Raw genomic sequence first — 25,884 nt, 5'->3', positions numbered from 1 at the left:
GGCCCCCGCGATGCGTGAACTCGAGGGCCCGGTCCGCGCCTGGTACGCGGCGGGACGCACCTTCGGACTCGCCACCGTCGTCGCCGCCTACCGCAGCGCGCCCCGGCCCCCGGGCGCGGTGATGGCGGTGTCCGCCGAGGGCGAGGTCGCCGGGAGCGTGTCCGGCGGGTGCGTCGAAGCCGCCGTGTACGAGGTGGCGCGGGAGGTCGTCCGTACGATGACGCCGCAGCTGCACCAGTACGGGATCAGCGACGACGACGCCTTCGCCGTCGGCCTCACCTGCGGCGGCACCATCGACGTCTACGTCGAGCCGGTCTCCCCGGCCACGTTCCCCGAACTGCCCGGCGTCCTCGACGACATGGCGGCGGGCCGGGCCGTCGCCGTGGCCACGGTGGTCGCCGGACCCGGCGCCGGCACCCGCCTGGTGGTGCGCCCCGGGGAACGCGTCGGCGGCCTCGGCTCCGCCGAACTGGACGACGCCGTCACCGAGGACGCCCGCGCCATGCTGGCCCGCGGCACGAGCGCGCAGCGCCGCTACGGCGACCGGCGGGTCTTCGTCCGTGCCTTCGCTCCGCCGCCCCGCCTGCTGGTGTTCGGCGCCACCGACTTCGCCTCCGCCCTCGCCCGTCAGGGCGCGCTCCTGGGCCATCGGGTCACGGTGTGCGACGCGCGCCCCGTGTTCACCACCGCGGCCCGCTTCCCCGAGGCCCACGAGGTCGTCGTCGAATGGCCGCACCGCTACCTCGCCGCGGAGTCCGCGGCGGGCCGTGTCGACGCCCGCACGATGGTGGCCGTCCTCACCCACGACCCGAAGTTCGACGTGCCGCTGCTGGAGGTGGCTCTGCGGCTCCCGTACCTGGGGTTCGTCGGGGCGATGGGCTCCCGGCGCACCCATGAGGACCGTCTCCAGCGGCTCCGCCGCGCGGGCCTGACCGAATCCGAACTCGCCCGCCTCAGCTCGCCGATCGGCCTCGACATCGGCGCCCTGACCCCGCAGGAGACTGCCGTGTCGATCGCGGCCGAGATCATCGCCGGCCGGCGCGGCGGCTCCGGGTCCCCGCTGCGCGGCACCGCGGGGCCGATCCACGCCGTGGCCGCCCACGCGGGACGCGGCGCCGGCTGACGTGCCGTGATCCGCGGGGCAGCAGGGCCCCGCGGATCGGGAGCGTGAGCGTGCCGGCAGGGTTCCCATCCGCCGTGCGCGGTCCCGCAACATTGCGCGGCCTCCAGGAGTGGTGGGCCCGCGCCTTCCGAGGTCGCTCGCACAGTGGGCCGCCACGCGGAGCGAGCCCGGCAGGTACCTCCAGGCGGCACCGGACGAGGACCGCGTCCAACGTCCTCGACAGGGGCGGGCTTCACGGTGCCGTGTGCCTGCTTGCTGCCGGCCTCGGGAGTGTCATGTATGCCGCGATGATCCTGTTTCCCCGGAGACCGCATCATGCGTCCGTATGGGGCGCCATAATTCTGTTCCACGACATGACCGGTAGCCGGGGGGCTGGGCATGAACGACTTCGACCGGATCTTCGACCCGCAGTACACGGCGACCGAGTTGTTCACCAACAGAGTGGACGAGCACACGGCTTTCACCACGGCTCTGCAACATCACGTGAACCGGGTCCTCGATGGCTCCGCGACGCTGGGGGTCACCGCTCGCCGCAACGTCATGAACTTCTACGGTGTGGGAGGCATCGGCAAGACCGAACTGTCACGGAGACTGGAGTCGTGGTGTGTCGGGGGATCGGCAGATCCGGCGGGCTGGTCGGAGGTGCCCCGGCTCGATCGACCGCTGTCCACGGTACGGACCGATTTCCACGGTAGCCGCACGGTCAACCCGGCGGACATCGTGTTGCGTCTGCGTGCGGCCGCAGCCGGCGGACGGCGCCGGTTTCCCGCGTTCGATCTGGGATTCGCGGCTTGGTGGTCGCTGGCCCGTCCGGGAATGCCGCTTCCGGACCTCTCGGCAGGTGGCTTCGACGTACGGGAACAGATCACCGACACGCTGAACGACATCCTCAGCGACGTCGGCGCCGGTTTCGGCGTGGGACCCCTCACCGCGCGAACCGGAATCCGCATCGTCGAGGCCGTTCGGGAGAACAGGTTGCGCAGTCGGACGGTGCGCGAGTGCACCCCGCTGCTCCACGTCCTCAACCAGGCTCGGCAAGACCCATCCGAGTACGTGGCTGCGACCCTGGCCGGACTGCTCTCCTGGGACATCGAGAACCTGTCGCCTTCGCGGCGTCCCATCACGGTGGCCTTCGCGGACGCCGCGGAGTACATCCAGGGAGAAGACCGCACCCAAGAGCGGCTGTTCAACCGGATCGTGCACCTCACCCCCGGAACGCTGTGGGTCGTCACCTCTCGCAACCGACTGGACTGGGAGGCGCCGCACCTCCAGCAGATCCTCCCGGCATCCGGCCCGCATGTGTGGCCGGGGTTGCGTCTGGGAGCACAACACGATCCCCGTCAGCACCTGGTGGGCAATCTGTCCGACGCCGACGTCGAGCAGTATCTACGTGCTGCGTCCGGAGTGGCGGGGACGCCGGAGCTGCCCGAGGGGGTGATCAACAACATCCGCGCAGGATCGCACGGGCTCCCGCTCTACCTGAGTCTGTCCATCTCCGTCGCGCGATCGTTGCGGGGGAACGCGATGGATGAGAGTGCCTTCGGCGGCCCCCTGCCGGAACTCGCCACCCGGGTGTTCGCCAATCTGCCCCGGGACGAACGCGATCTGGCTCGGGCTGCCAGTCTGTTACCGCGCTTCGACGAGGAACTGATCGCCCGGGCCTCGGGGGAAACGGTCGGCGACGCACATCGGTTGTGCCGACGAACCCTGGTCACCAGAGACGACCATCCACTGTTCCCCTATCGGCTTCATGACGCTGTCCGTTCGGCCATCGCGCATGAGCCCATCAGCAACCCCGGGGCTTGGGCACCCGGCGACCGGAGGGAGATGGCAGCGAAGCTGCTCACCGCATTGCGTGATCGAAGTGACGCGTTGCTCGGAAACAGCGAGCGGCGGCTCGACGTGCTGGAAATGGCGGCATCCCTGTGTGCCGGTCAGGATATGGCGGCTCACTGGTTGGCGGACGCGCTGTCGGACATACCGGGTTTCGCCAAGACCGCCGACCGCTTGCCGAATCCCGGATCGACGACGTGGGTGGGGCAACTCTCGGGGATATACGAAGCATGGCGCCGCGGGCGGGGAAGGCGCGATCGGATCTCCTACTTGGAGGATTTTCTGGCGCAGCCCCTGTTACCGGATATTCGCCGCCGTGCGAGTCTGCGACTGGCCTACGTCTACCGGGACGGGGACTTCGACGACGCGCTGCGTGTTCTGCGCGCGTTGCTGGCCGCCGATCCCGACTCGGAGCTGGTGCGGTACCAGGTGGCCAGGACACTGCGCACCATGGGTGAGTACGAGGAGTTGGGGCGCCATCTCGACCGCTATCCGCTGAGGGACTCGACCACTTCCCAGCGCATCCGCAGTGATCTTGCCTTCGATCGCGGGTTCCTGGACGAGGCCATACTGGGCCCGACTGTGCGTGCCGGCATCCTCAGGGCTCAGGGGGAGCACCGTGTCGCCCTGGAGAACGAGTCGTCCGCTCTGTGGCGCCGCACGCTGCACGACCGAAGCACGCTCCAGGAATGCGAGGCCGTCCTGGCCGACGCCGACCGCTTTGGTGAGGTGCTCTCGATGCGTACGGCTCTGGCGGCCAAAGTCATCTGCCTTCGGCGGGAGCGTGCCGCGGCACGTGTGGTCGTCGACGAGGCTCAAAGCCTGATCGACGCGAAGGGGCAGCGGACGGGCTGGCGCGAGTGGGTGAGCCGTGGCGTTCTCGCCTTGTACCAGGAGGAGCCTGACGCGGTCGAGGAACTCCACGAGTCTTGGTTGGCGGCCTCCAGACGATGGAGTCCCAACTATCAACTGGTCGACCGCGTATTCGTCTTCGCCGGGTATCCCGCGCACTACGAGAGCCGGCGCGTGTCGCCGTCCGAGGCGCCCGCTGTGATCGATGAACGGTGGCGCTCGATCATTGAGAAATTGGTCTGTCCCTGAGACCGCCAAGGCCTCCGTCGACTGCGCTTGCCCGGGCGGGAGAGGCGCGGCGGACACCTCTCCCGCCCCCTACCGCTCAGCCCGCGTCGGCCGCCGCGAAGGAGACCTCGGCCGTGTCGACGGTGCCGCCGCGGCGCCCGGGGGCGCTCTGGAACTTCCAGTAGAGGTTGGTGTGCGCGATCACCAGTTCCGGGCCGGGCGCCCCGTACGGGCTGAGGTCCTCCGTGGTGTGCGCGTCGCCGACGAGCGTGACGTCGTAGCCGCGGACGAGGCCCCCGTGCAGGGTCGAGCGGATGCAGGCGTCCGTCTGGGCGCCCGTGACGACGAGGCGGCCCACGCCGCGGTCGGAGAGCACCGCCTCCAGCTCGGTGTCCTCGAAGGAGTCGCCGTAGAGCTTGTGGATCAGCGGCTCCGATTCCTCGCGCACGAGCTCCGGCACGTACTGCCAGCTCTCGCTGCCCTTCTGGAGGTCCTCGTCCGAGTGCTGCACCCAGATCACCGGCACGTCCTCGGCCCGCGCCTTGCCGATCAGGGTGTTGATGTTGGCGATGACGTCGTCCCGGTTGTGGGAGCCGGTCACCACCCCGTTCTGGACGTCGATGACGAGCAGCGCGGTGTTCGGACGGTCGGAAAGGGTCGTCATGGGACTTCCAGTCTCTCGTCGCGGTTCCAGTGTCGTCCCCACCCTAGGCCGGGCCACCGACAATCGGGCTCCGGCGGCCCGGCCAGGGGTCTTCGGGCCCTAACCGAGCGGGTCCAGCGTGATGTACGCCTGTTGCGGATCGGCGTCGTTGACCAGGGACTCGTGGTTGCCGACGTCGTCGAAGGCGAAGGCGTACGCCTTGCCGTCGGCCATCCGCGCGTGGATCTCGCGGGCGTAGTGGTTGGTCACGGGGTCCTGGTAGAAGCCGGCCGCGCTGGTGTCCGGCTGCGCCGGATTGGTGAGCAGGGTGGAGCGGTTGAAGCCGGCGCACAGGGTGCGTGAAATCGGCCCGCGGACCCGGTCGTTGGGCGCGTCCAGCAGTTTGTGGCAGCCGAAGACGCTGTCCGCGTCCGGTTTCTGGAACGAGGTGACCACGGCCCCTGAGGCGTCGGTGAAGCGCATGACGCCGCCGGAGACCCGCCCGTAGTACTTCGTGCCGGGCCGGTCGCCGAAGGGTGTCACCGTCAGGGTCGCCGTGGAGTACTTCTGCCAGACGCGATTGACGTAGTCGTCCATGACGGTGCGCGGGAGCGCGCCCGTCTCGGTTCCGTGGCCCGGGGAGAGCGCGCGGAGCACCGTGCCGTCGGAGCGGGTCTGCACGAGGTTCGCCCAGCCTCCCGTCCGGCCGCGCAGGGCGGCGAAGAAGCCGTTCCAGCCGCCCGGCACGAGGTGCCCGGTGGTCGTGGTGCTGCCGTCGGCGCGCTTGAGGCCGACGGCGTACGGGGCGGAGAACATGTCCACCTGGGTGCTGTTGATCCACAGCCCGGAGTCGCCCAGCGTGTACTCGGACCAGTTGAAGAGGATGTCCCGGTTGGGGTCGGATGGGTTCTGCACCGCGGGCTGCACCAGGCCGCCTGTGGTCAGCCTGAAGTCCAGTTTCCGACCGTACGAGAAGTAGATGCGGCCGGAGAACTTGGGGAGGCGGATGGTGACGGACCTGCCGTTGGCTGGGCCGGGGATCGAGGCGTCGGGCGCGGGGGTCGGCGGGTTGCCACCGGCCGGCCAGGGGTGGAAGGTGCCGCTCGCGTCGGCCCAGCCCTGGCGGCCCGTGGCGAGTTCGGTGCCCAGGTCGTAGAGGTAGACGGGTTCGTCGCGGCCGGAGTTGTTGGTGAACGTCAGCGGGATGGTGGCGGGGACGGCGGCCTCGGCGCGGGGGGACCAGGTGCCGAGGCCGGTGAGGCCGACCGTCATCAGCAGCGCGGCCAGCAGGGCCGCGACGGGCATGCGTCGGATGTGCACGCGCTTCCTCCTTGTGTGGGGGGTGGAGGGACGCCAGGAGCGGCGGAAAAGTGCGTGAGAGCGCTCTCAAGCGTCAACGCGTGAGGCGGACATGTCAATGCATCGCGTCGGGGTTGTCGGTGGGCGCGCGCCTTTGCGCGCAGCCGGGAGCGCCCGGCCCCCGGGGGTGCCGCCCTGAACAGGTGGCGATGCCCGCCTACCACGCCTCCGTCACGCGGGAGCAGCCCCATTGCGCGACGCGGCAACCCGCGCGGTCTGCGGCTCCCCATCGACTGAGGAGCGCAAGGTCAAGGCCCATGGAGATCCGGGCGTTACGGAACGATTTCTTCGCCTGCTCCATCACGCCACTGCTCTGCCGGCGCCAAGCGGTGACTATCGGCCCGGCTTGCGCGCTGGACGTCGAAACAGTCGGGGACGAGAGGCGATGTGGCCACCGCCGGCGCCGTCGCCAAGTGCTACCCGGACAGTCAGGTCCGCGAGAAGGGTCAGGAGCCGGACCTCCGGCTCCTGACCCTCCGGGCCGGGGCGGTCTACCACCAGATGACCACGTATCCGTTGCCGCCGTTGTCACCGGTGGTGTCGGCGCCGGCAGCGCCGCCGGTACCACCGGTGCCGGCACTTGCCGGCGCCGGCTGGATGATGCCGTCCACTGCCGGACGGCCTCCCAGGCCGCCGGGCGCAGTGTTCGAGAACGTTCCAGGGCTGCCGTCGGCGCCTTGACGGACCGTGCCCTGGATGCCGTTGCATTCGCCCATGCCGCCCGCACCACCAGCTGGGGGCAGGAATTTCCCACCGAGGCCCCCGCGGCCGGCCGCGAAATTGCCGAGGCTGTTGATCGCCCCGCTGTTTCCGCCGACAAGACCGTCCGATTCTCCGGACTGGCCCACGCCTCCTGCGGCTACGAACACCGTGACGGGTGTACTGGGCTGGACAGGGAGGACGCACCAGGCGAAGCCCCCGGCGCCACCACCGGATCCACTGACGGGGTTGAATCCACTCGCACCACCTCCGCCGCCGCCCCACGCCTGGACGAAGACCGTGGTGACATTCGCGGGCGGGACGAACAGGTGGACACCGGGATCGTCGTAGTCCATCAGGCCGTGAGCCGGGGCGACGCCAGGGGGCCCCTGCGGGCCGGTGTCGCCCTGCGGCCCCTGGGGACCGGTGTCACCCTGCGGCCCCTGCGGGCCGGTCTCACCTGGAGGGCCGGCGGGACCGGCGGGACCAGCAGGGCCGGCAGGACCAGCAGGGCCGGCAGGACCGGGAGGCCCAGGCGGGCCGGGAATCCCGGGACGCCCCGGGTGCCCGTGATACCCCGGGCGGCTGGGGCAGTACCCGGGGAAGTACGGGAACAACCGGCACGGGTCCGCGAGACCGGTCTCCGCGCCGGGCTTCACAGCGGCAGCCAGACCGCTGTCGGCGCTCCCTGCGTGCGCGGCACCTGTCAAAGCACTGGACGCCAGGGCCGCGCACGCGGCCACTGTCCACATCCGCATACCGCCTCGATGCCGCCGCACAGAGGCTTGAGGCATGGCTATTCGGGACAACAACGTCACCTCCAGCAAGGGGGCCCGCAACTCGCAGCGGACGCCGCTCACCAGGAGAGAAGAGCTGTCGGGGGACAGCGGCGAGCCCACAGCAAGAATCGCGCTGGGTAGCGAGCTGTGCACATTGAGTAGCCGACCGGGTGACCCCCGCAGGAACTGGCGCGAGGCATCACAGTCGCCGCGGCCGTAGCGACCTTCCGGAAGACCGGGATCGCTGGCTCCGGACCGACGCACGTGGCCACCGGGTCAATCGCGGATGCCGAGACGCCGGTCGAGCCCGCTGCGCAGACGAGAAGAAGCGCCACGGAGAGCCCCCAGCCGGCGCACCTCCTCCGCCTCGATCTCCGTACGCCCTGCAAGCGTGAGCACGGCGGCATAGGGTCGTTCGCCCTCGGCAAGCTTCGCCGCCACGGCGGCGTGGACGGCTCGCAGGACTGCGTTGTCGGCACGAGGATGGCCCGCAAGCAGACAGAGGAGCTTGTTGTCGTTCCAAGCGCTGTCTCGGGCCGCGCTCAGTTCTGTCAACGTGCCGGGCTCCGTGTGGGGATTGGCGGCCAGCGCCTGCCAGACAAAGGGGTACGTGCAGTGCGCAAGTCGATGCAGGACGGAACCGTCGCTCTCGATCCTGGCCAGTTCGAGGTGGTCGGCGGGCGTATGCACGTACGGTGGCCTCGCATGATCGCCGGGAAGGGGAAGAGGGCGGCCTCTGATCGTAAGCGGCGTGGAGTCGCCTACGGGGCTGTCCTTGGCGAGCTGCCGGACGGCATGATCGGAACCATGGAGGCATCCCCTGGAGCGGGCGAGACCGGTGGGCTCGTGGACGATGCCTTTCGCCAGGTCCGCGATGAGGTACCGGACCTTGTCGTCGAGCGGTCAACCGACTGCGGGTCTGTCTGGCTGCTCCGTATTTCGGGGAGCCTCGAAGTCGTCGAAGTCGAATGCCCGCCTGGCGCCCAGCCTCTGTTCATCGTCTCCGGCGAGTACTCGTGGCTTCAGGCGACTGATGCCGCCACCGCTGCCCAAGCCATCCTCGAACTCCTCCAGGCCTAGCCCGGCCGCTCCGGCCGACCTGCGCAGTAGGGTGCAGGCCTCATAGGGGGTGGGATGGCTTCTCTCGCGATTACTTGGACGCTGCGCCATCACGGCTGGGCCTTCATCAGGGTCGCCGACGACCACGGCGAGTCTGAGGTGTTCGCCTCGTACGTCACGGATGGGCCCGAGCAGTTCCTGTACGCGATTGCCAGGCTTGTGGGTGGCGATGAAGACGCACGAGCCGAGTTCGAGGGGGAACCTCAGGTCTACCGGTGGTTCTTCCACCGAGACGGGTCCGACGTCGACATCCGACTGGTCGAAGCAAAGGACCTTCGAGCGCCCGACAGCTCAGGGACTGTTCTGTGGTCCGGACGGCACGACGCTACCGCGCTGGCGCGGGCGGCTGTGCGCGCCTTCGACCAGGTCGCTCATGAGCTGGGCGAGGAGGGCTACGCGTCGCAATGGGGCCGTCCGTTCCCCCGAGCGGAGCTCGAAGCGGTGCGGACCGGGATGCGCACGCATGGCGACCCCACGGAACCTCGGCAACCGCGACACCCGTAGTCCGCGTCGAGTGGCGCGTGCCAGATACGTGCCACGTCGGGCGGGGCAGGACGGGAACGACGGCGAAAGCGCCGCATGGCCGCAGTCGGAGGCCGCCCATCTTTCGGGACCCGTAGTGTTCCCATGTGCGCTACCTGGCGGAGTCCTTCATTGTCGGAGCCCTGAGAAGGGGCCGTTCGGTCGAACAGTTCCTGGGGCCGATCGGTTCGTCCGAGCGTCGCGGCGTTACCTACGTCGAGGTTCGGCCGACGAAGGCGGCCTACGAGGTCTACGTCCATGCGGTGGAGGACGTCGGACACGAGGCCTTCTGGGATCTGGAGGAGTTTCCGCCGTTCGATGTGGAATCCGAGGAAGAGACTTTCGGTCACCTCCTCGCCCAGGCCGAGGGCCCGCAGGCCGCGCTGGTGACCGCCGAAGCAGCCACGAGAGCGCTCCGGACGCGATGGGTGAACGAAGGCGTGGTGCAGGACGAGTACCGGGACTTCGTCAGGGCAGGTCGGCCCGCCGTCACAGCCCCAGATGGGCAGCCGTGGCCGAGCATCCGGTGACATCCCGATGAGCTGACGCGAAGGGACAACTGCCCGGGGGGTCTGCCTCGTATTCACGGCATCGGGCCGGTCAGCGGGCGAGGCGCTTCACTTGGCTGGTCGGCTTGCGCTGAGTGTCCCGCACGATATGAGGCTGACGGTGACGCTCGTTGTACCTGCGGAAGTCGAAGAAACGGAGGCCCTCAATCGCGGTCCCTGACTCGATCTCCCCCAATGTCCAGGCGTGCTCGGAGTAGTCGTCGAATGCGACGCCGCCTTCCCGCAACAGCACGCCGGCGAGGTGGCGCACCTCAGCGGTTCCATCGATGCGTCCGGATATGTCCATCAGCACTGCCCACGTTGGGCGTTACCCAAGGGCGGCGTCAACCAGGGCCAGTTCACCGGGCTCCCAGTCTCGGAACAAGCAGCCGGTTTCCTCGTCATCGATCGCGACGTAGACGCGTTCGGCGAACGTCCACGACCCGTTGCCCGCCACCAGGTGCTGGTTGAGGCAAGCCGCTGTGCCGGCGCGATCACCAGCGGGGAACATGAACACGGTTCGCATGGACACAGCGTAGGAGCGGCAACCACCAACACCACGAGGTGGCAGGACCGCAAGGCCGGGGACGGGGATCAGCGGGAAATCACGGTGGGAACCCGGGCTCCACTCGGATCGGCGTCGACACAGCTCAAAGAAACCCGTCCTCCGGTCCGAGACCTCCTCCGCCGAGCAAGGCGCCGGTGTATCGGCGCCTTGCGTCCCGCTCGCCGTGGTGCGCGGGCGGGCGGCGTCCGCGGGCGCGGTTCGCCTTGCTCAGGTGGCGGGCTGCGGGGCGGGGCCCGGTGAGGGGAGCGGCCCCGGTTCGGGCCCGGGGCCCGGCGGCGTGGGGTCCGGGGGGATGGGGTCCGGCCCGTGCGGCGGGGGCGTCGGCGGCAGCGGGTCCGGGCCGCCCGGCGGGATGGGCCCGGGTGCGGGACCCGGCTCCGGTCCCGTGGGGCCGGGCGACGGAGTGGGGCTCGGGGGCACCGGATCGTTGGGGGGCGTGGCGTTCGTCGTCATGCGTTCCTCCCGGTTCGGGCCGTCTGCGCTGAGGGGCGCGTACCCGGGAGGCCGCCGCTCACGCTGCCCGCCCTCATGAACCGGGAACGGCGCCGTCCGCCGGCCGTGCCCCGGGCAGCCTGCCGCGGGCGGCCACGAGCGCGGCCTCCACGTCTGCGGTCCCGGTGGCCACGCACAGCGTGTACGCCACGTCCTCCAGCCGTCGGCGCGCCTCGGGGTCGTCGCTCCCGCCGTTCACGGCGTCCGCCGCCCGCAGCGCCTCGTACTGCTCGACCAGCATGTGCAGAACCACGGGATGGGCCATCAACATGATCGGGATCCCTCCGTCACGACACGGGCACATTCTGCGACTCCGCGACCGGGTACCCCTCATCCCTTCCGCCATTCGGGGTAAGTGACAGGCATGGGCGGGTGGTGGAGGGGGCGGTGATGGAGGGTTCGGGGCTCACGGAGCGCGAACGGCGTGCGCTGGCGGAGATCGAGGACCTGATGCGCGACGACGACGTGCTCGAACGTCAGTTGCGCACGATGCGGCTGGACCCGGAGCCGGACCCACGCCCGGGCCCGGCCGACCTGTTGCGGCGGCCGCGCGCCCTGCTGCTGGCGCTGCTGGCGATCGTGTGCCTGGGGTTGCTGATCGCCGCGACCGTGACGACCCTGCTGGCCGTCGTCTGCGCCTTCGTGGTGACGTGGCTGGTCACCCTGGTCGTGGCCGTCCGCCTGCCGGGCACGGCTCGCCGTCGCCGCCGGCGCTGACCCGGCGCCGGCGGCGGCGACTCGCGGCCGCGAGAGCACCTCGGCGGCCCCCGCCGGACAGGCGAGGGGCCGTCGTCGCGGTGGGGTCTGCGCCCCGGGTACCGCGCTGCGGGGAGAGCCCGCCGTCTTCGGCGCCCGCAGGCGCCGGCTCGCGCCCCGTGACGCCGGGAACGGGGCCGCGGAGCGCTCACCCGGTGCGGGCGGCGCGGCGGCGCATGGCGCGGCGCTCCTCCTCGGACGTGCCGCCCCAAATACCCGGGGACTGCCCGGTGGTGAGTGCCCATTCGAGGCAGTCGCCGATCACCGGGCACCTCTCGCAGACCGCTTTGGCACGGGCCTCCTGCCCCGCACCCGGGCCCGACGAGCCGACCGGGAAGAACAGTTCCGGATCCTCTTCTGCGCAAGCGGCGCTTCGCCACCAGCCCATCGTTTCGACTCCTTCCGGAGGAAGCGTTCGGGGGTGCCACGGACATTGCCGTGATGCCTCGCGTACCCGATGTGCCGAAGGCGATGCCACTCGATCCGCCGCGGATTCACGAACGTTCGGGAAGGCCCTCCGCCGCAGGGCGCCTTCGGGTGGATGAGGGGATCCGGTGTCGAAGCCGGTTCGCGGAGGTGAGGCCACGTGACGCAGTACGACCACGCCGCCCAGGAGGAGGCCGTCCTGGCCGTGCGCGAGCGGGTGCGCTCCTGGTAGGCCCGCATGGCCGAGCGCCTCGGGCTCGCGTCACCACCGACCTGCGCGCCGACACCCGGGCCGTCATCGCGGCCAAGGCCCCGCCCCGTGGCTGACTCCTGCTCAGTCACCCGGTCGGCCGGCGGAGGTGCAGCGGTGAACGCCCGCGGTGAGTCTTGCTGAGGGCCGCTGGTCTGGTGACGTGGAGCGGCCTGCCCCGCAGTACCGCTCTTGGAGGACACATGTGGAACCGCATGGCCGCGCTCTCGGCGGCGAGAAGGCGACGGGTGCACAAGGTGGGCGCGTGCACGGCGGCAGTGATCGCGGCACTGACGTCCAGTGCCGTTGTCGCCATGGCGTCCACGGGAAGTGCCGGGGAGACACCGGCAAGCCTCGCTGCTGCCAGTCCCGGGCAGAGTGCCGCCCACCCGTGTTTCTTCATGCCGGCGATGCCCGGCTACTGCCCGAACCGGCCGGGTCGCCATGGCCCGCCAGGCCCGCCAGGCCCGCCAGGCCCGCCCGGCCCTGCGGGGCCCTCGGGTCCGCCTGGTCCTTCCGGCCCTGCGGGGCCGTCAGGTCCTGCCGGGGCGTCGGGTGCGCCCGGCCCTGCGGGGCCCTCGGGGCCGCCCGGTCCATCGGGCCCGCCGGGACCTGTCAGCACTTCAAGGGTCAGCAGTCAGCCGGAACCCACAAACGATGAGGGTGACTCTGTGGCGACCGCTACGTGCCCACCAGGTACCACGGTGACCGGGGGCGGATTCCACTTCCTCACGGGGCCGCCCGTTCCGGTGCGGTCCTCGGACGTGGTCGGCAACGGTTGGATGGTGGTCGTCCCCGCTTCGGCCCAGCCCGGCAGCTTCATCGCGTTGGCGATCTGCGCCGGGTGAGATGCACGTGTGCGACAAAGTGGGGCCCTGGGCAGACCCAGGGCCCCTCTTACGGCCGGTGGCCGAGGGCTGTGCCGACATCGCGTACACGGCCCTCGTCGCGAGCACGGCTCGGCTCTTGAGAGCCGCGGCACGTACAACAGGACAGGCGCCAACGCAGCGCGACGTCGAACGCGAAGGACTGCGCGGTGTGCGCGCTGCTCGGCAACGAGGGCATGACCGTGCCGACCGACGCCATCCTGTCGGGCCTGGTCGACGTGGTGGAGTGGCCGCGGCGCAGCGGCGACGCCGGGACGTGGGTCGGCGGGCTCCGCGACGGCCACGCCACCCGGTGCGGCCCGCCGGCGTGCCGCCGCCCTCGTGCGCCCTTCAGGCGCCGCCCGGTTCGGGCCCCCGGGCGGCGGCGGGGCTTCCCGCGCCCCCGACCACGGGGAACGCCGTGTGGAAGGCCAGGCGCCGGTCGGCGTCGGCGGCGACGCCGCCGAGGAATCCGTCCAGCGCCAGGAACACCTCCCAGCGCTCCTCGCCGGTCGCCCCGGCCAGCCGGTCGACGACCAGGTCCTCCAGCTCCGTGACGCGCTTGCCCTTCCAGACCTTGTCGGCCACGCTCACCAGCAGGTCCTCCAAGGTGACGGCCCCGTCCGTCCACGACGCGTGCGTGGCCGCGAAGCGCGCCAGGCGCGGCGCGACGCCCCGCGCCAGCAGCAGCGCGCGGCCCGCCGTCTCGTGCGCGCTGCCCGGCCCCGACAACTCGGCGACGTGCAGTGCCTTTCCGATGTCGTGGGTGGCGGCGCCGAAGAGCACGGCCTCGCGGTCGACGACCAGGTCCGGGCTGTACTGCCGGACCCAGTCGACCAGTTCGCAGGCCACGTCGTGCACGAGCCGCAGGTGGGCCGCGAGCCGCGGCGGAGCGCCGACGTCCCGCAGCAGCCGTTCGACCTCGGGTGGCAGCGGCCGCTCCCGTCCCTGTGCGAGGGCCCGGTCGAGTTCCGACGCCGGCACGGAACGCCCGGCCCCGGCGGATCCCCGGGCCTCCGCGGTGGCCCCGGCGGCGCGCAGTGCGGCGACGGCCGCCCCGGCATCCTCCTCCGGCACGTCGCCCAGCACCACCACCGGCACCCGGCCCGTGAGGACCCGGCACTGCTCCGCGCCCCGTCCCGTCAGCCTGCCCAGCACGGCCACGACGTCCGCCACCCGCGGCCCCACCTCCACGAGCACCACCGTCGCCGGCGGCGCGCCGCCTTCCGCCCCCACCTCACGCACCACGGTCATGCGCCCTCCCCGTCGCTCCCTGTCCCCCCGCCGCGGACAGCGTGCCCCATGCCGCGCCGGAGGGGAACCGCGCCTGCCGCGGCCCCGCGAACGGCCGGGGTGCCCCACTTCCCCTCCGCTTCCTGTGAGAATGCCCGCGACCGCTGCCCCCGCCCCCGACCGCTGGAGGACGACGACGCATGGGTGGACACCCCGAAGGACATCCCGAAGGACATCCCGAAGGCCTCCCCGGCCCCGCGCTCCCGCAGGCACCGCCGATCACCTGTGACGAGCCCGGGTCCTTCGCCCGGAGCGTCTTCCAGGACCGGCACCCCGTGCTGATCCGCCGCATCCTGGACGCCGTCCCGTACGGACCGGAGCGCCGCCGGGACTTCGCGGCGCTGCTGGAGGAGTCGCGCTCCGGCACGGTCGCCGGGCTGCCGCGGGACGCGCCGGACCGGGCGGCGTGGGAGGAGTGGGGCGAGGGCCGCTTCGGTCGGAGGTGGGCCGAACTGCCCTTCCTGTGGTCGGAGTCGTACTTCTACCGCCGGCTGCTCGACCCCGCCGGTTACCTCGCCGCGGGGGCGTGGCACGGCGTGGACCTGTTCGCGCCGTTCAAGGACGCCGAGCTGGACGGTCCCGGCTTCGCCGCCGACCTCGCCGCCCTCGACGAGTTGCCCGGGCTCGCCCCCGCCGACCGCGAACACGCCCTGCTCGCGGCCGCGGTGTGGGGCAACCAGGCGGACCTCGGCTTCACCATGGTGGCCGAGGCGGCCGCCCCCGAGGCCTCCGGGACACTCGTCGCCGACGAGTCGGAGCGGCTGTGGTCCCTGCTGGACGGCGGCACGGTCGTCGTGGTCACCGACAACAGCGCCCGCGAGATCCTGGCCGACCTCGCCCTCGTCGACGACCTCCTCGCGAGCGGACGCGCCCGCGAGGTCGACCTGCTCGTCAAACCCCGCCCGTACTACGTCTCCGACGCCACCACCCAGGACGTCCTGTCCTGCCTGCGCCGGATGACCGCCGCCCCCGGCGAGGCGGCCCGCACCGGCGGGCGGCTGCTCGCCGCCCTGCGCGAGGGCCGGCTCACGCTGACCGCCCACCCCTTCGCCTGCGCGCCGCTCGGCTACCGCGACATGCCGTACGACCTGCGGGAACGTTGCGCGGCCGCGCGGCTGACGGTGATGAAGGGCGACCTCAACTACCGGCGCCTGGTGGACGACCGGCTCTGGCCCGCGACGGTGCCGTTCGCGGACGTCACCGCCTACTTCCCGGGGCCGGTCGCCACCCTGCGCACCCTCAAGTCCGACACCGTCGCGGGGCTCGCCCCGGAGACCGTGGCCCGGCTGGACGCCGGCGGCACCGCGTGGCGCACCAGCGGCACGCACGCCCTGATCCAGGTCACGGTCCCGGGGTGACGGCCCGTTCCGTCAGTGCGCCGCCGGCGCGGCCTGCCCGGACGAGGCCAGCCCCGGCGGGGCGGCCGCCAGCGCGGAGCGGATCGCGTCGACCAGGGCCAGTGCCGCCTCCTCGGTGAGTTCGACTGCGACCCGGGCCGAGGGCCCCAGCGCCGGGTTGAGGAAGTCGATGTTGACGGTGTGCTCGTACGGCGCGTGCTGCGGGTGGTCGACGTAGACCATGGCCTCGGTCAGCCCGAAGTAGCCCTGGGCGCCCTTGCCGCTGCCGTCGATGCGGATCTTCTCGGTGAGGTACGTGCACATCAGAGGTGCTCCCTGAAGAAGGCCAGGACCTTCGACCAGCCGTCGACCGCCGCCTCGTTGCGGTAGCTCGGGCGGTTCACGGCGAAGAAGGCATGGCCGGCGTTCTCGTAGGTGTGGAACTCGTACGGCTTGCCCTGCGCCTTGAGCTCGGCCTCCAGTTCGGCGACGTGCTCGGGGGAGGGGTAGCTGTCCTCGGCGCCGAACAGCCCCAGCAGCGGACCGTGCAGGTCCTTCGCCAGGTGGACGATGGGCTCGACCTGGAGCGGGAAGCCCTCCGGCGGCCGGCCCGCGACGAAGGCGCCGTAGCAGTCGACGCCGGCCTGCACGTCCAGCGAGGCCAGGGCGAGGAAGGCCTGGCGCCCTCCGGAGCAGTAACCGATCACGCCGACCTTGCCGTTGGCCGACGGAAGGCCGCGCAGGTACGCGGCGGTGCCCGCGGCGTCCCCCAGGAACCGCTCGTCGGGCACGCCGCCCCGCGCGCGTGCCGCCGCGGCCGCGTCGTCCGGCGAAGCGCCGGGCGCCTCACGGCTGTAGAGGTTCGGGCAGACGGCCGCGAAGCCCTCCGCCGCGAACCGCCGGGTGATCTCCTTGGTGGGGTCGTCGTAGCCGGGCATGTGGTGGATCACCACGACGCCGCCGAAGGGACCGGGGCTCATGGGGCGGGCGGAGTACGCCTCGATGCGGTCGCCGCCGTGGCCGGTGACGGTCACGGTCTCGGCGAGGAGTGCGTCATACATGTACGTCGATCCTTCCGGGGGGACGGATGATCAGCACTCTATGCCGCATGCGCTTTCCCCCCGCCGCCGCCCCGCCCTGGACCCCGGCGGAAGCCGCTTCGTAGGGTCGCCGTATGAGAGAACGGCCCGAAGGGATCGGCGAACCGGAGCTGGGTGAGGCCCTGCGCGAGTGGGGGATCGACGTGGCGTCATGGACGCACGAGCCCGTGGGCTTCGGCGACCACCACTGGACGGCGGCCGACGCCCGCGGCCGCCGCTGGTTCGTCACCGTCGCGGACCTGGCCCACAAGAGCCACTGCGGCGCGGGCGCCGACGCCGCCTTCGAGGGACTGAGCCGGGCCATGGACACCGCCCTCGCCCTGCGGGAGCGGGCCGGACGGGACTTCGTGGTCGCGCCGGTCCCCGCCGCGAGCGGCGGTACGGTACACCGCGTCGGCGCGCGGTACGGGGTGAGCGTCTTTCCCCACACGGACGGCGTCGCCGGCCGTTTCGGCGACCGCCTGGGCGCGCGCGAACGCGGCGCCGTGCTGGACACCCTGGCCGTGCTCCACCGGACGCCGCCTCCGGAGCCCACCCCACGCGTGCGGCTCGCGCTCCCCGGGCGCGCCGCCCTGGAGTCGGCACTCGCCGGGCTGCGCGACCCCTGGCACGGGGGCCCGTACGCCGGGCGGGCCAGGGAGTTGACGAGGGAGCACGCCGGGGTGCTCCGGCGGCGGCTCGACGAGTTCGACCGGCGTGCCGGCGCCCTCGAAGGCGGGGGAGGTGAACGCGTCGTCACCCACGGCGAGCCGCACCCCGGCAACCTGCTGCGCCAGGGCGCGGGGTACGTGCTGGTCGACTGGGACACCGTGGGCCTCGCCCCTCCCGAGCGTGATCTGTGGCTGGTCGCCGGCGGGCCCGAGGACCTCGACCGCTACCAGGACGCGGCCGGCCGCCGCCCGGACCCGGACGCCCTCGCCCTCTACGAGCTGCGCTGGCGACTGGACGACGTCGCCGCCTTCCTCGGCGACTTCCGTTCTCCGCACGCCGCCACGGCCGACTCCGACCTGGCCTGGCGGTCCCTGGCCGGCACGGTGCGCGCCCTGGCGGAGGCGGGCTGAACGGGCCGCGCGCCCCTCAGCGGTCGAGCCGTTCCTCCAGGTGCACGGTGACGGTGTCCCCCTCGCCCTTGCCGATGGCCTTGCGGATCCCGGCGTTCACCGGCAGCTTGTGGGTGCCGTCGCCCAGGGCCATGAACGAACTGCGGAACGGCTGCCCGTCGATCGTGCCCCGTACCTTGACCAGCCCGCGGGTGCCGAAGAACTCCGCGGCCTCGGGCCAGACGACGTAGGTCCAGCCGCCCTTGGCCGGGCTCTTCCGCAATGTGGCGGTGAACTGCTTGTCGATCATCGAATGCCTCCGGTGGTGTCGCCCTCACCCTTGATGACGGAGCGGGCCCCCGGAACTCATCGTCGCGGCGGTCGGCGGGGTTCACGGGCCGCTGGAGCGGAGTGCCCCGAGGCCACGGGGTGGCGGTCCCGATGTCCTGCCCGGACAGGGCGACGGTGACGCCGTCGTGCTCGAAGGTCATCTACGAGCGCAGCTCGTCCCCGGCGTCCGCGCCTGTGTCGTGACGACGATGTCCATCGGCACCGTTCCCCCAGGGACGAGCACCGTACTGCCCACTGCGGCACTGCGGCGCGCGGCGACGCGGGCATCCGCGCACAGAAGGGCACGGGACCTGCGGTGGGGTCTTCCCGTCGCTTGCCGGGGCCCGGCGGGGGGCGCAGGCTGGAGGCATGGCTGCTCAGGGCGGGCCGACGCTCATCACGTCCGTCCAGCGGGCCTTCCGCCTGCTGGAGGCGGTGGGCGCACACGAGTCCGGCGCGCCGGCGAAGCAGTTGGCGCGCGAGACGGAACTGCCGCTCGCCACCGCCTACCACCTGCTGCGGACCCTCACCCACGACGGCTACGTGCGCAAGCTCGACGACGGCTGCTTCGCCCTCGGCGAGAAGCTCGAGGCCCTGCACGCCGCGAGCCGTCCCCAGATGCCGCTCAGCCGCGTCCGGCCGGCGCTGGCCGCGCTGCGGGACGACCTGTCGGCCGCCGCCTATCTGACCTTCTACGAGGACGGCGAGATCCGGGTGGCGGACATCGTCGACGGCCCCCGCACACCGCGGGTCGACCTCTGGGTGGGCTTCGACGACGCGGGACACGCCACCGCTCTCGGCAAGTGCGTGCTGCGCGAGCTGGACGAGGAGTCCCGCGACGACTACCTCTCCCGGCACCCGCTGGCCGATCTGACCCCGCGCACGATCACCCGCCGCACCGAGCTGCTGCGGCGCCTGGAGGACGTGCCCGCCCCTCCCGCCGTCATGGACCTGGAGGAGTACGCCCTCGGCACCGTCTGCATCGCGGTGCCCGTCTACAGCGGCGGCACCCTGGGCTCGCTCGGTGTGTCGCTCCGCGCGGACCGGGTCGCCTCGCGCGACGAGGTGCGCGCCAAGCTGCTCGCGACGGCGAGCCGTGTGACCCGTGGGCTGTCGCTCACTATCTGAAATCCCCGCCCTTGTGGGCGGGCCGCATACACCCATTAACTGGTCGAAACAGACAGCAGTGGTGTGACGCCTCACACAGGCAGGGATTGCGGACGAACATGAGTCAAGCCCCGGACCAGCGGCACGGCGGCCGGCCGGCGTGGCATGCCGCCACGGGAACACCCTTTCTGGTCATCTCCGCGGTGGCCCTCGTCGCCTTCGTCAGCGGCAGCGGCCCGGACTGGCTGCCGCTGCTCGCCGTCGGCCCGGCGCTCGCCGCGGCCGTCGGCGGGCCCTGGCGCGTGCTGCGGGCCGGTGTGCTGGCCGTGGCGCTGGCCGCCGTCCTCGGCGCCTACAACGACACGCCCGGCGACAAGCTGGCCATCGTGCTGGGCGCGCTGACCGCGGTCACCCTGGCGAGCGGGCTCGGCGCAGCCGTCCGCAAGCGCCGTGAACGTGTGCTCGCGGCCGTCCGCTCGGTCGCCGAGGCCGCGCAGCACGCACTGCTGCTGCCGGTGCCGGAGACCGTCGGGCCCTTCCAGGTCGCCGTGCGCTACAGCGCGGCCGCGGCGGAGGCCCGGATCGGCGGCGACCTGTACGCCCTGGTGCCCACGCCGTACGGGGTGCGGCTGATCGTGGGCGACGTCCGCGGCAAGGGGCTGCCGGCGGTGAGCACCGCCGCCCTGGTGCTGGGCGTGTTCCGCGAGGCGGCGTACGACGAGCCCGACCTGCTCGACGTCGTCGACCGGATCGAGCGCAGTCTGGCCCGCAACCTCGGCCCGGACGACTTCGTCACCGCCGTCGTCGTCGGGCACCCCCGCCCCGGCCGCATGGAGGTCGTCAACTGCGGCCACGCCCAGCCGCTGCTGCTGCGCGGGGGCGACGTCGTCGCCGTCGAGTCCTCCGGCCACGTCCCGCCGCTGGGGCTGCGCGCGCTGGCCGGGGAGGAGCCGCAGCTCCAGGTGCTGCCGTTCTCCGAGGGCGACCAGTTGCTGCTGTACACCGACGGTGTCGTCGAGGCCCGCGACCACGGCCGCCGCTTCTACCCCCTGGACGAGCGCGTCACGCGCCATCTGACCGACGACCCGGCGCGCACCCTGGCCGCGCTCCACGAGGACCTGCTGCACCACGTCGGCGGCAGGCTGCACGACGACGCGGCGCTGCTCCTGTTGCGCAGCACCTCAGGTGTCGCTCCCGTCACCGAGCTGCCCGTCCCCGCCGTGACCGGCGGCGCGTGCGGGACCGGGGCCGCCTGAGCCACCGGCCGCCGCGGCGTCGACGGCGGTCAGGTGTCGTCCGGCGCGCCGTCCGGTGCGGGCAGCGGCTGCTCGGCCCAGAGGGTCTTGCCGCGGGCGTGGTAGCGCGTGCCCCAGAGCGACGCGAGCTGCGAGACCAGGTAGAGCCCGCGGCCACCCTCGTCCGTCTCCAGGGCGCGACGGACGTGCGGCGAGGTGCTGCTCCCGTCGCCGACCTCGCAGATCAGCCGGCGGTCGCGGATCAGCCGCAGCCGCACCGGCGGCGAGCCGTAGCGGATCGCGTTCGTGACCAGCTCGCTGACCAGCAGCTCGGTGGTGAACTCCAGCTCCGCCAGCTCCCATTCGGCGAGTTTCCCGGTCACCAGCCCGCGCGCCCGCCCGACCGACTCCGGCGCGTCCGGCAGGTCCCAGGTCGCGTACCGGTCCGGCGGCAGCCGGTGCAGCCGTGCCACCAGCAGCGACACGTCCTCCCCGGGATGCCCGCCCGGCACGAGCCGGCGCAGGGTCTCGTCGGCGACCTCGCCGGGTTCGCTCCCGGCGGAGGCACCGGCCCCGGCCAGCGCCTCGCCCAGCCGGAGCACCGCCCCGCCCCCGGACTCCGGGGCGAGCAGCCCGTCGGTGTAGAGGGCGAGCAGGTCACCGTCGGCGTGGGCCATCTCCGCGCACTCGAACGGCACGCCACCGGTGCCCAGCGCGGGTGTCGCCGGGGTCCCGGTCACCGACACCTCGCCTTCGGGGCTCAGCCGCGCCGGCATCGCGTGTCCGGCGCTCGCCATGAGCGAGCGCATGGTGATCGGGTCGAAGATCGCGTACAGGCACGTCGGGGCCGCGGCCCCGGGCGTGGGACCGCCCTGCTCGTCCTGGAAGCGCTTGACCTGGTCGCTCAGATGCGTCAGCAGTTCCTCGGGCGCCATGTCCAGGTCCGCCAGCGTCCGCACCGCCGTCCGCAGCCGGCCCATGGACACCGCCGAGTGCAGCCCGCGCCCGCCCGCCTCGCCGATGACCAGGGCGGTACGTGCTCCGGAGAGCGGGATGACGTCGAACCAGCTGCCGCCGAGCCCGGCGTGGCTGCCGCGGGACAGGTGGCGCGAGGCGGTCTCCACGGTCGCCAGCAGCGGCAGCCGCTGCGGCAGGAGGTTCCGCTGCAGCGTCATCGCCGTGGCGCGTTCACGGGTGTAGCGGCTGGCGTTGTCGATGCAGACCGCGGCACGTGCGACGAACTCCTGGGCGAGCAGGACGTCGTCCGCCTCGAAGGAGTGGGCCCGGCTGAACCGTACGAACAGCACCACGCCCAGCGCCGCCCCCCGCGCGAACATCGGCACCAGCAGCCAGGACCGCACGGCGAAGCCGCGGATCAGCTGCGCCCGGACGGGATCGGCGGCCTCGAGCTCGACCAGCAGTTCCTCGCCCGTCAGCAGGACCGGCTTTCCGGTGGCCAGGGCCCGGGCGGCCGGGGTGCCGGGCATGGAGGCGAAGTGGTCCACCTCACCCGGCGAGACCACCGTCCGCGCCGGGCCGTCGGGGACCATGGTCGCCGCCGCCCGGCGCAGGGGCACCGTCTCGGCGACCGGCCCCGGCCGCGGCTCCTCACCGCCCAGCACCGTGTCCAGCAGGTTGACGTAACTGAAGTCGGCGAACCGCGGCACCGCCACGTCCGTCAGCTCCTGCGCCGTGTGCAGCACGTCCAGGGTGCTGCCGATCCGCGCGCTGGCCTCGTTGACCAGGTCGAGCCGTTCCCGGGCCCGGGCCTCCGTGGTGAGGTCGAAGACCATGTGCGCCAGGGCCACCACGTCACCGTCGGCGCCGCGCAGGGGCAGGATCGTCTCCGACCAGACGGTGTCCCGGTCCGGGTCGCGGGGGTCGCGGCCGCGCACCTCGCTGCCGATCATCGCCCGCCCCGAGGTGAGCACCAGGCGCTGGCGCGCCTCGAAGGCGTCCGCGTCCAGCAGGCCGGGTGGCGACACCTCGCGCATGGTGCGCCCGACGAAGTCGTCGGGGAAGCCCGTCGCGCGGATCCGGGAGTCGTTGCGGGCCAGGAAGCACAGGTCCGTGTCGAAGACGTCGATGATGAACGGGGACTCCGTGAACAGGCCGTGCAGCAGCGCACCGAGCAGGTCGTCGTGCCGCACCGCCTCGGCGTTCTCCGCCTGCAGCAGCCACTGGTCCGGCGCGAGGGGATGTCCCCACAGAACCACCCCGACGGGCGTGCCCTCCCGGTGCCGCAGCAGCAGGGGGCCGAGGAAGACCGAGTGCTCGGGGCAGACGAGGCCCGCCAGGCGGGCGCCGTCGGCGCGGGACCACAGCAGCCGGGACACCGGCCCGCGGGCCTCGGCGGCCGCCCAGCCGAGCAGCCGTTCCGCGCCGGGGGTCCAGTTCGTCACGGTGCCCCGTGCGTCGACGACGGCGAAGGCGTCGCCTCTGGACCGGGGGAAACCGTCAGGGGCGTCGGCGAACAGCGTGCCGCGCATGTCCACCCGTCACGCCCACCCGGCCCTGGCACACCCAAGGATTCCCACAGACCAATACTGCCCGCCGTCAAGATCTGAGGCACGCGGTGCGTGCCCCACCGCCGTGACCAGCCAGAACACGACCGACGGAGGCCGTTTCGGCGTACGGCGATGAGTTCGGCGCACCGCACCGGTCGTCAACGGTGACGACAACCGACCCAGGGGATCCCCATGACGTCTCATCCCGACCTCCGTCCGGCCGCCCGGGACGTGAGCGCGCTGCTGGAGCAGATCGGCGACAAGCACCTCGACGCGCCCACACCCTGTCCCGACTACACCGTGGCGCACCTCATCGGGCACATCGCCGGGCTCTGCGCCGCCTTCCGCGACGCCGCCCGCAAGGACTTCGGCCCGACCACGGACACCGGCCCCGGCGCTTCCCTCCCCGAGCTCCCGGCCGCCTGGCGCGAACAGCTGCCCGTCCTGCTGACCGAGGTGGCGGAGGCCTGGAACGCCCCCGGGGCGTGGGAGGGCGAGACGAGAGCCGGCGGGATCTCCCTGCCGGCGGATGCCGCGGGCCGTTTCGCCCTGAACGAGCTGCTGGTCCACGGCTGGGACCTGGCCCGGGCGACGGGGCTCGGCCACCACCCCGACGAGTCGGGCGCGGAGGTCGTGCTCGCCCTGCTCACCGCTGTCGGTGCGGCGTCCGGCGACGGCTCGGGGCCCTTCGGCCGGCCCGTACCGGTCCCGGACTCCGCGCCGGCGCTCGACCGGCTGGTAGGTCTCACCGGCCGGGATCCGGGGTGGACCCCGCCGCGCTGAGCGGCCGGCGGCCCCAGGCGGAGACCATGGGCGCCGTGGCCAGGTCGAGCGTGCCCGTGGCCACGTTCGCCAGATGGCGGTCGACCTCCTCGTCGGTGGCCAGCCCGGCCGCCACGAGCCGCTCCCTGATGTGGCGCACCGTGGCCGCCTCCAGGACGGCGCACGCCGGTGACGTGATCGGGAAGTACGCGTCGGCCCCGACCTCCTCCAGCCCGGCCTCCCGCAGCAGGCGCGGCAGCGTCCGCCCGTAGGCCAGGTCCGCCCCGCGCTCGGCCATCAACGCGCGGAAGCCCGAGCGCAGGCGGTTGGCGAGCCGCTGCTCAGGTCCGGACTCGTCCGGGCAGAGCAGCGGCTGCAGCCCGGGATCGGCGTCCTCCAGCAGCAGCCGGCCGCCCGGGCGCAGCGCGCCGACCATGCGCCGCAGCGCCTCCGCCCGGTCGGTGACGTGCACCAGCACGAGCCGGGCGTGGACGAGGTCGAAGCCGCCCGGCGGGGCGGGGTCGGCGGCGACGTCGTGCCGCAGCACCCGGACGACCCCGCCTGCGGCGTCACGGGCCCACGACACGTCGATGTCGGTGGCGACCACGGTGCCGCCCGGACCGACCCGCGCGGCCAGTCCGAGAGGCACCGACGCGCCCCCGGCACCCACCTCCCAGCAGCGCATTCCGGCTCCCACGCCGAGCGCGTCGACGTGCCGGAACGTCACCGGGTCGAAGAGCTCGGCGAAGGCCTCGAAGCGTGTCCCCGCCTCGGCCCGGCGGTTGTCCAGCAGATAGCCGTGGTCGTGCCCCGGTACGTCCCCGTGGTCCGTGCCGCGTGTCGTCATGGCGCGATTCTCCGTTACCGGGGCCCTTCTCCGGCTGCCGGGGGCCGCCCGGCGATCAGGCCACTCGTGTGGGTGACACCGAAAAGCCCGCTCAGCGGTGCCCGGCGGGTGGGTGCATCACGCAGGCAGTCGATATTTCATCCGAGATTGACAGATGTCGCTTACAGCTAACAGTTACGGATATGTCCGCATTCTGTAACGCGAAGCGATTGTTCCGCTTGTGCGCGCCGCCACTGGGTCAGAGTTGGGTCATCGGCAACCGCCGAAGCATCCGCACCGCGGGAACGGCCCGAAAGGGCCTGGAACGCACCTTGTTGAGGGGGCATCATGTCTGCTCGTATCACCCGTCGCGTCATCGCCACCGTCCTCGCCTCCGGAGCGGTCGTCGCCGGCGCCGCCCTGCCGGCCACCGCGGCGGACGGCCGTGACCACGGCCGCGACCGCGGCCGGTCCTCGGTGGTCATCGGTGAGGTCAACACCCGCGACGGCCACGGCCGTTTCGGTCGCGGCGGCGGCGAATGGATCGAAGTGGTGAACACCGGCCGCGGCTCGGTCAACCTGCGCGGCTGGACGCTGTCGGACCGCGACGGCAACCGCTACCGCTTCAACAACGTGTGGCTCGTCGGGCACTCGAAGGTGCGCGTGCACACCGGCTTCGGTCGTGACACCCGGCGCGACGTCTTCCAGGACCGCCGCAACTCCGTCTGGGACCGCCGCGACGCCGCGACCCTGCGCAACGACCACCGCCGGGTCGTCGACGTGAAGTCCTGGAGCGGCCGCCGCTGACCGGCACCCGATCCGGGCCGTGCCGCCGCATCCCCGTGGCCGGCACGGCCCACCCCGTCCCCTCCACGGCGTGCCGCGGCGAAATCCTGCTGCGGCACGCCGTCGTGCTGCGCGAGCATGGGGGCATGGACCGTGAACCTGACGCATGGGTGACCCTCTTCAGCTACCAGAACCTGCCGGGCTGCCCCCGGCCCGCCGAGCTGACGGTGCGTTGACTGCGGGACCGGGGGATCGACTGGTGGCCGTTCGCCGGCCATGAGCTGATGATCGACCACGTGTGCGGGATCGGGGAGGACGGGCACTGGCACGGCACCCACGTCGTACGGGTCGACGCGGCCGCCCTGCGCAGGCTCGGACTCCACCCGGACCAGCCGACCTCCGCCCCCGCAGATCCGCCGATCCCCGCGTGGTGGGGCCCTTGGGCGTACGGCCGCGGGCGCCGCGGATGACGGAGCGCCGTGGTCCCGGCCGGAGAAC

At 72.5% G+C, this 25,884-nt stretch carries 27 protein-coding genes; 13 read left to right on the top strand and 14 right to left on the bottom strand.

Annotation, left to right across the window (positions count from 1 at the left end; translation table 11 throughout):
* The first annotated feature begins 10 nt into the window (after positions 1-10).
* Together CHF15_RS09495 and CHF15_RS09490 are read left to right on the top strand one after the other, a co-directional pair.
* Positions 11-1,123 carry an XdhC family protein gene (locus CHF15_RS09495; protein ID WP_089223229.1) on the top strand — a complete coding sequence of 371 codons (1,113 nt, stop codon included), beginning with the start codon at positions 11-13 and terminating at the stop codon, positions 1,121-1,123.
* A 378-nt stretch (positions 1,124-1,501) separates the two neighbouring features.
* Entirely contained in the window at positions 1,502-4,057 is a 2,556-nt protein-coding gene (locus CHF15_RS09490) for a tetratricopeptide repeat protein (RefSeq protein ID WP_089223228.1), read from the top strand.
* Between the two features lie 76 nt (positions 4,058-4,133).
* Here the strand turns inward: CHF15_RS09490 and CHF15_RS09485 are convergent, their stop codons facing one another.
* From CHF15_RS09485 to CHF15_RS09470, 4 genes are all read right to left on the bottom strand, one after another.
* On the bottom strand, positions 4,134-4,700 hold the full coding sequence (locus CHF15_RS09485; RefSeq protein ID WP_089223227.1) for a cysteine hydrolase family protein: 567 nt from the start codon (positions 4,698-4,700) through the stop codon (positions 4,134-4,136).
* Positions 4,701-4,799: 99 nt separating this feature from the next.
* Positions 4,800-5,951, bottom strand: a complete 1,152-nt coding sequence (locus CHF15_RS09480) for a glycoside hydrolase family 64 protein (RefSeq protein WP_245938770.1) — start codon at positions 5,949-5,951, stop codon at positions 4,800-4,802.
* Between the two features lie 578 nt (positions 5,952-6,529).
* Positions 6,530-7,093 (bottom strand): glycine-rich domain-containing protein, encoded by a 564-nt coding sequence (locus CHF15_RS09475; RefSeq protein ID WP_089223554.1) that lies wholly within the window; start codon positions 7,091-7,093, stop codon positions 6,530-6,532.
* A 699-nt stretch (positions 7,094-7,792) separates the two neighbouring features.
* A complete protein-coding gene (locus CHF15_RS09470; RefSeq protein WP_089223225.1) occupies positions 7,793-8,206 on the bottom strand; it encodes a hypothetical protein in 414 nt (137 codons plus the stop codon).
* Between the two features lie 15 nt (positions 8,207-8,221).
* Here CHF15_RS09470 and CHF15_RS09465 point away from each other — a divergent pair, with 15 nt between their 5' ends.
* The 3 genes from CHF15_RS09465 (at position 8,222) to CHF15_RS09455 (ending at position 9,687) form a co-directional block, all read left to right on the top strand.
* The gene (locus CHF15_RS09465) at positions 8,222-8,596 is read left to right on the top strand and encodes a hypothetical protein (protein WP_089223224.1); all 375 of its coding nucleotides are present in this window, start codon (positions 8,222-8,224) and stop codon (positions 8,594-8,596) included.
* Between the two features lie 54 nt (positions 8,597-8,650).
* Positions 8,651-9,139: a hypothetical protein gene (locus CHF15_RS09460; RefSeq protein ID WP_089223223.1), complete on the top strand. Its 489-nt coding sequence runs from the start codon at positions 8,651-8,653 to the stop codon at positions 9,137-9,139.
* A gap of 125 nt (positions 9,140-9,264) precedes the next feature.
* Positions 9,265-9,687 carry a hypothetical protein gene (locus tag CHF15_RS09455; RefSeq protein ID WP_245938746.1) on the top strand — a complete coding sequence of 141 codons (423 nt, stop codon included), beginning with the start codon at positions 9,265-9,267 and terminating at the stop codon, positions 9,685-9,687.
* 70 nt (positions 9,688-9,757) lie between these two features.
* Here CHF15_RS09455 and CHF15_RS09450 read toward each other — a convergent pair whose 3' ends face one another.
* From CHF15_RS09450 to CHF15_RS09435, 3 genes are all read right to left on the bottom strand, one after another.
* A complete protein-coding gene (locus CHF15_RS09450; protein ID WP_143681544.1) occupies positions 9,758-10,018 on the bottom strand; it encodes a hypothetical protein in 261 nt (86 codons plus the stop codon).
* Positions 10,019-10,033: 15 nt separating this feature from the next.
* Positions 10,034-10,231 (bottom strand): hypothetical protein, encoded by a 198-nt coding sequence (locus CHF15_RS09445; protein WP_143681543.1) that lies wholly within the window; start codon positions 10,229-10,231, stop codon positions 10,034-10,036.
* Between the two features lie 568 nt (positions 10,232-10,799).
* Positions 10,800-11,036, bottom strand: coding sequence for a DUF5133 domain-containing protein (locus tag CHF15_RS09435; RefSeq protein WP_089223219.1), 237 nt, complete (start codon positions 11,034-11,036; stop codon positions 10,800-10,802).
* A 119-nt stretch (positions 11,037-11,155) separates the two neighbouring features.
* Between CHF15_RS09435 and CHF15_RS09430 the strand changes: the two genes are divergently transcribed.
* Entirely contained in the window at positions 11,156-11,482 is a 327-nt protein-coding gene (locus tag CHF15_RS09430) for a DUF3040 domain-containing protein (protein ID WP_089223218.1), read from the top strand.
* 187 nt (positions 11,483-11,669) lie between these two features.
* On the opposite strand, the gene CHF15_RS09425 is transcribed toward CHF15_RS09430, so the two are convergent.
* Both CHF15_RS09425 and CHF15_RS09415 read right to left on the bottom strand, forming a co-directional pair.
* Positions 11,670-11,909: a WhiB family transcriptional regulator gene (locus CHF15_RS09425; protein ID WP_089223217.1), complete on the bottom strand. Its 240-nt coding sequence runs from the start codon at positions 11,907-11,909 to the stop codon at positions 11,670-11,672.
* A gap of 1,505 nt (positions 11,910-13,414) precedes the next feature.
* Positions 13,415-14,047 carry an HD domain-containing protein gene (locus tag CHF15_RS09415; RefSeq protein ID WP_378358189.1) on the bottom strand — a complete coding sequence of 211 codons (633 nt, stop codon included), beginning with the start codon at positions 14,045-14,047 and terminating at the stop codon, positions 13,415-13,417.
* 449 nt (positions 14,048-14,496) lie between these two features.
* Between CHF15_RS09415 and CHF15_RS09405 the strand changes: the two genes are divergently transcribed.
* Positions 14,497-15,714 carry a damage-control phosphatase ARMT1 family protein gene (locus CHF15_RS09405; protein ID WP_220093276.1) on the top strand — a complete coding sequence of 406 codons (1,218 nt, stop codon included), beginning with the start codon at positions 14,497-14,499 and terminating at the stop codon, positions 15,712-15,714.
* 12 nt (positions 15,715-15,726) lie between these two features.
* Here CHF15_RS09405 and CHF15_RS09400 read toward each other — a convergent pair whose 3' ends face one another.
* Together CHF15_RS09400 and CHF15_RS09395 are read right to left on the bottom strand one after the other, a co-directional pair.
* Positions 15,727-16,017, bottom strand: a complete 291-nt coding sequence (locus CHF15_RS09400; RefSeq protein WP_089223216.1) for a DUF6295 family protein — start codon at positions 16,015-16,017, stop codon at positions 15,727-15,729.
* The gene (locus CHF15_RS09395; RefSeq protein WP_089223215.1) at positions 16,017-16,754 is read right to left on the bottom strand and encodes a dienelactone hydrolase family protein; all 738 of its coding nucleotides are present in this window, start codon (positions 16,752-16,754) and stop codon (positions 16,017-16,019) included. The genes CHF15_RS09400 and CHF15_RS09395 overlap by 1 nt, the downstream gene beginning before the upstream one ends.
* Positions 16,755-16,867: 113 nt before the next feature.
* Between CHF15_RS09395 and CHF15_RS09390 the strand changes: the two genes are divergently transcribed.
* The gene (locus CHF15_RS09390; protein WP_179279713.1) at positions 16,868-17,854 is read left to right on the top strand and encodes a phosphotransferase; all 987 of its coding nucleotides are present in this window, start codon (positions 16,868-16,870) and stop codon (positions 17,852-17,854) included.
* Positions 17,855-17,870: 16 nt separating this feature from the next.
* Here CHF15_RS09390 and CHF15_RS09385 read toward each other — a convergent pair whose 3' ends face one another.
* On the bottom strand, positions 17,871-18,143 hold the full coding sequence (locus tag CHF15_RS09385) for a DUF1905 domain-containing protein (protein ID WP_089223214.1): 273 nt from the start codon (positions 18,141-18,143) through the stop codon (positions 17,871-17,873).
* Positions 18,144-18,532: 389 nt separating this feature from the next.
* Between CHF15_RS09385 and CHF15_RS09380 the strand changes: the two genes are divergently transcribed.
* Both CHF15_RS09380 and CHF15_RS09375 read left to right on the top strand, forming a co-directional pair.
* On the top strand, positions 18,533-19,291 hold the full coding sequence (locus tag CHF15_RS09380) for an IclR family transcriptional regulator (RefSeq protein ID WP_089223213.1): 759 nt from the start codon (positions 18,533-18,535) through the stop codon (positions 19,289-19,291).
* Positions 19,292-19,389: 98 nt separating this feature from the next.
* A complete protein-coding gene (locus tag CHF15_RS09375; protein ID WP_179279712.1) occupies positions 19,390-20,526 on the top strand; it encodes a PP2C family protein-serine/threonine phosphatase in 1,137 nt (378 codons plus the stop codon).
* A gap of 29 nt (positions 20,527-20,555) precedes the next feature.
* On the opposite strand, the gene CHF15_RS09370 is transcribed toward CHF15_RS09375, so the two are convergent.
* Positions 20,556-22,994 (bottom strand): SpoIIE family protein phosphatase, encoded by a 2,439-nt coding sequence (locus CHF15_RS09370; RefSeq protein WP_089223548.1) that lies wholly within the window; start codon positions 22,992-22,994, stop codon positions 20,556-20,558.
* A gap of 210 nt (positions 22,995-23,204) precedes the next feature.
* On the opposite strand from CHF15_RS09370, the gene CHF15_RS09365 reads away from it, so the two are divergent.
* Positions 23,205-23,795, top strand: coding sequence for a TIGR03086 family metal-binding protein (locus tag CHF15_RS09365; RefSeq protein WP_089223212.1), 591 nt, complete (start codon positions 23,205-23,207; stop codon positions 23,793-23,795).
* Here CHF15_RS09365 and CHF15_RS09360 read toward each other — a convergent pair.
* A complete protein-coding gene (locus tag CHF15_RS09360; RefSeq protein ID WP_089223211.1) occupies positions 23,758-24,621 on the bottom strand; it encodes a class I SAM-dependent methyltransferase in 864 nt (287 codons plus the stop codon). The genes CHF15_RS09365 and CHF15_RS09360 overlap by 38 nt on opposite strands.
* Before the next feature lie 327 nt (positions 24,622-24,948).
* On the opposite strand from CHF15_RS09360, the gene CHF15_RS09355 reads away from it, so the two are divergent.
* Together CHF15_RS09355 and CHF15_RS09345 are read left to right on the top strand one after the other, a co-directional pair.
* On the top strand, positions 24,949-25,407 hold the full coding sequence (locus CHF15_RS09355) for a lamin tail domain-containing protein (protein ID WP_089223210.1): 459 nt from the start codon (positions 24,949-24,951) through the stop codon (positions 25,405-25,407).
* A 263-nt stretch (positions 25,408-25,670) separates the two neighbouring features.
* On the top strand, positions 25,671-25,856 hold the full coding sequence (locus tag CHF15_RS09345) for a hypothetical protein (protein WP_089223208.1): 186 nt from the start codon (positions 25,671-25,673) through the stop codon (positions 25,854-25,856).
* Positions 25,857-25,884 lie beyond the last annotated feature (28 nt).

This window comes from Actinacidiphila glaucinigra (assembly GCF_900188405.1).
Lineage (GTDB): Bacteria > Actinomycetota > Actinomycetes > Streptomycetales > Streptomycetaceae > Actinacidiphila > Actinacidiphila glaucinigra.
This window is presented reverse-complemented; position numbering and strand designations above follow the sequence as displayed.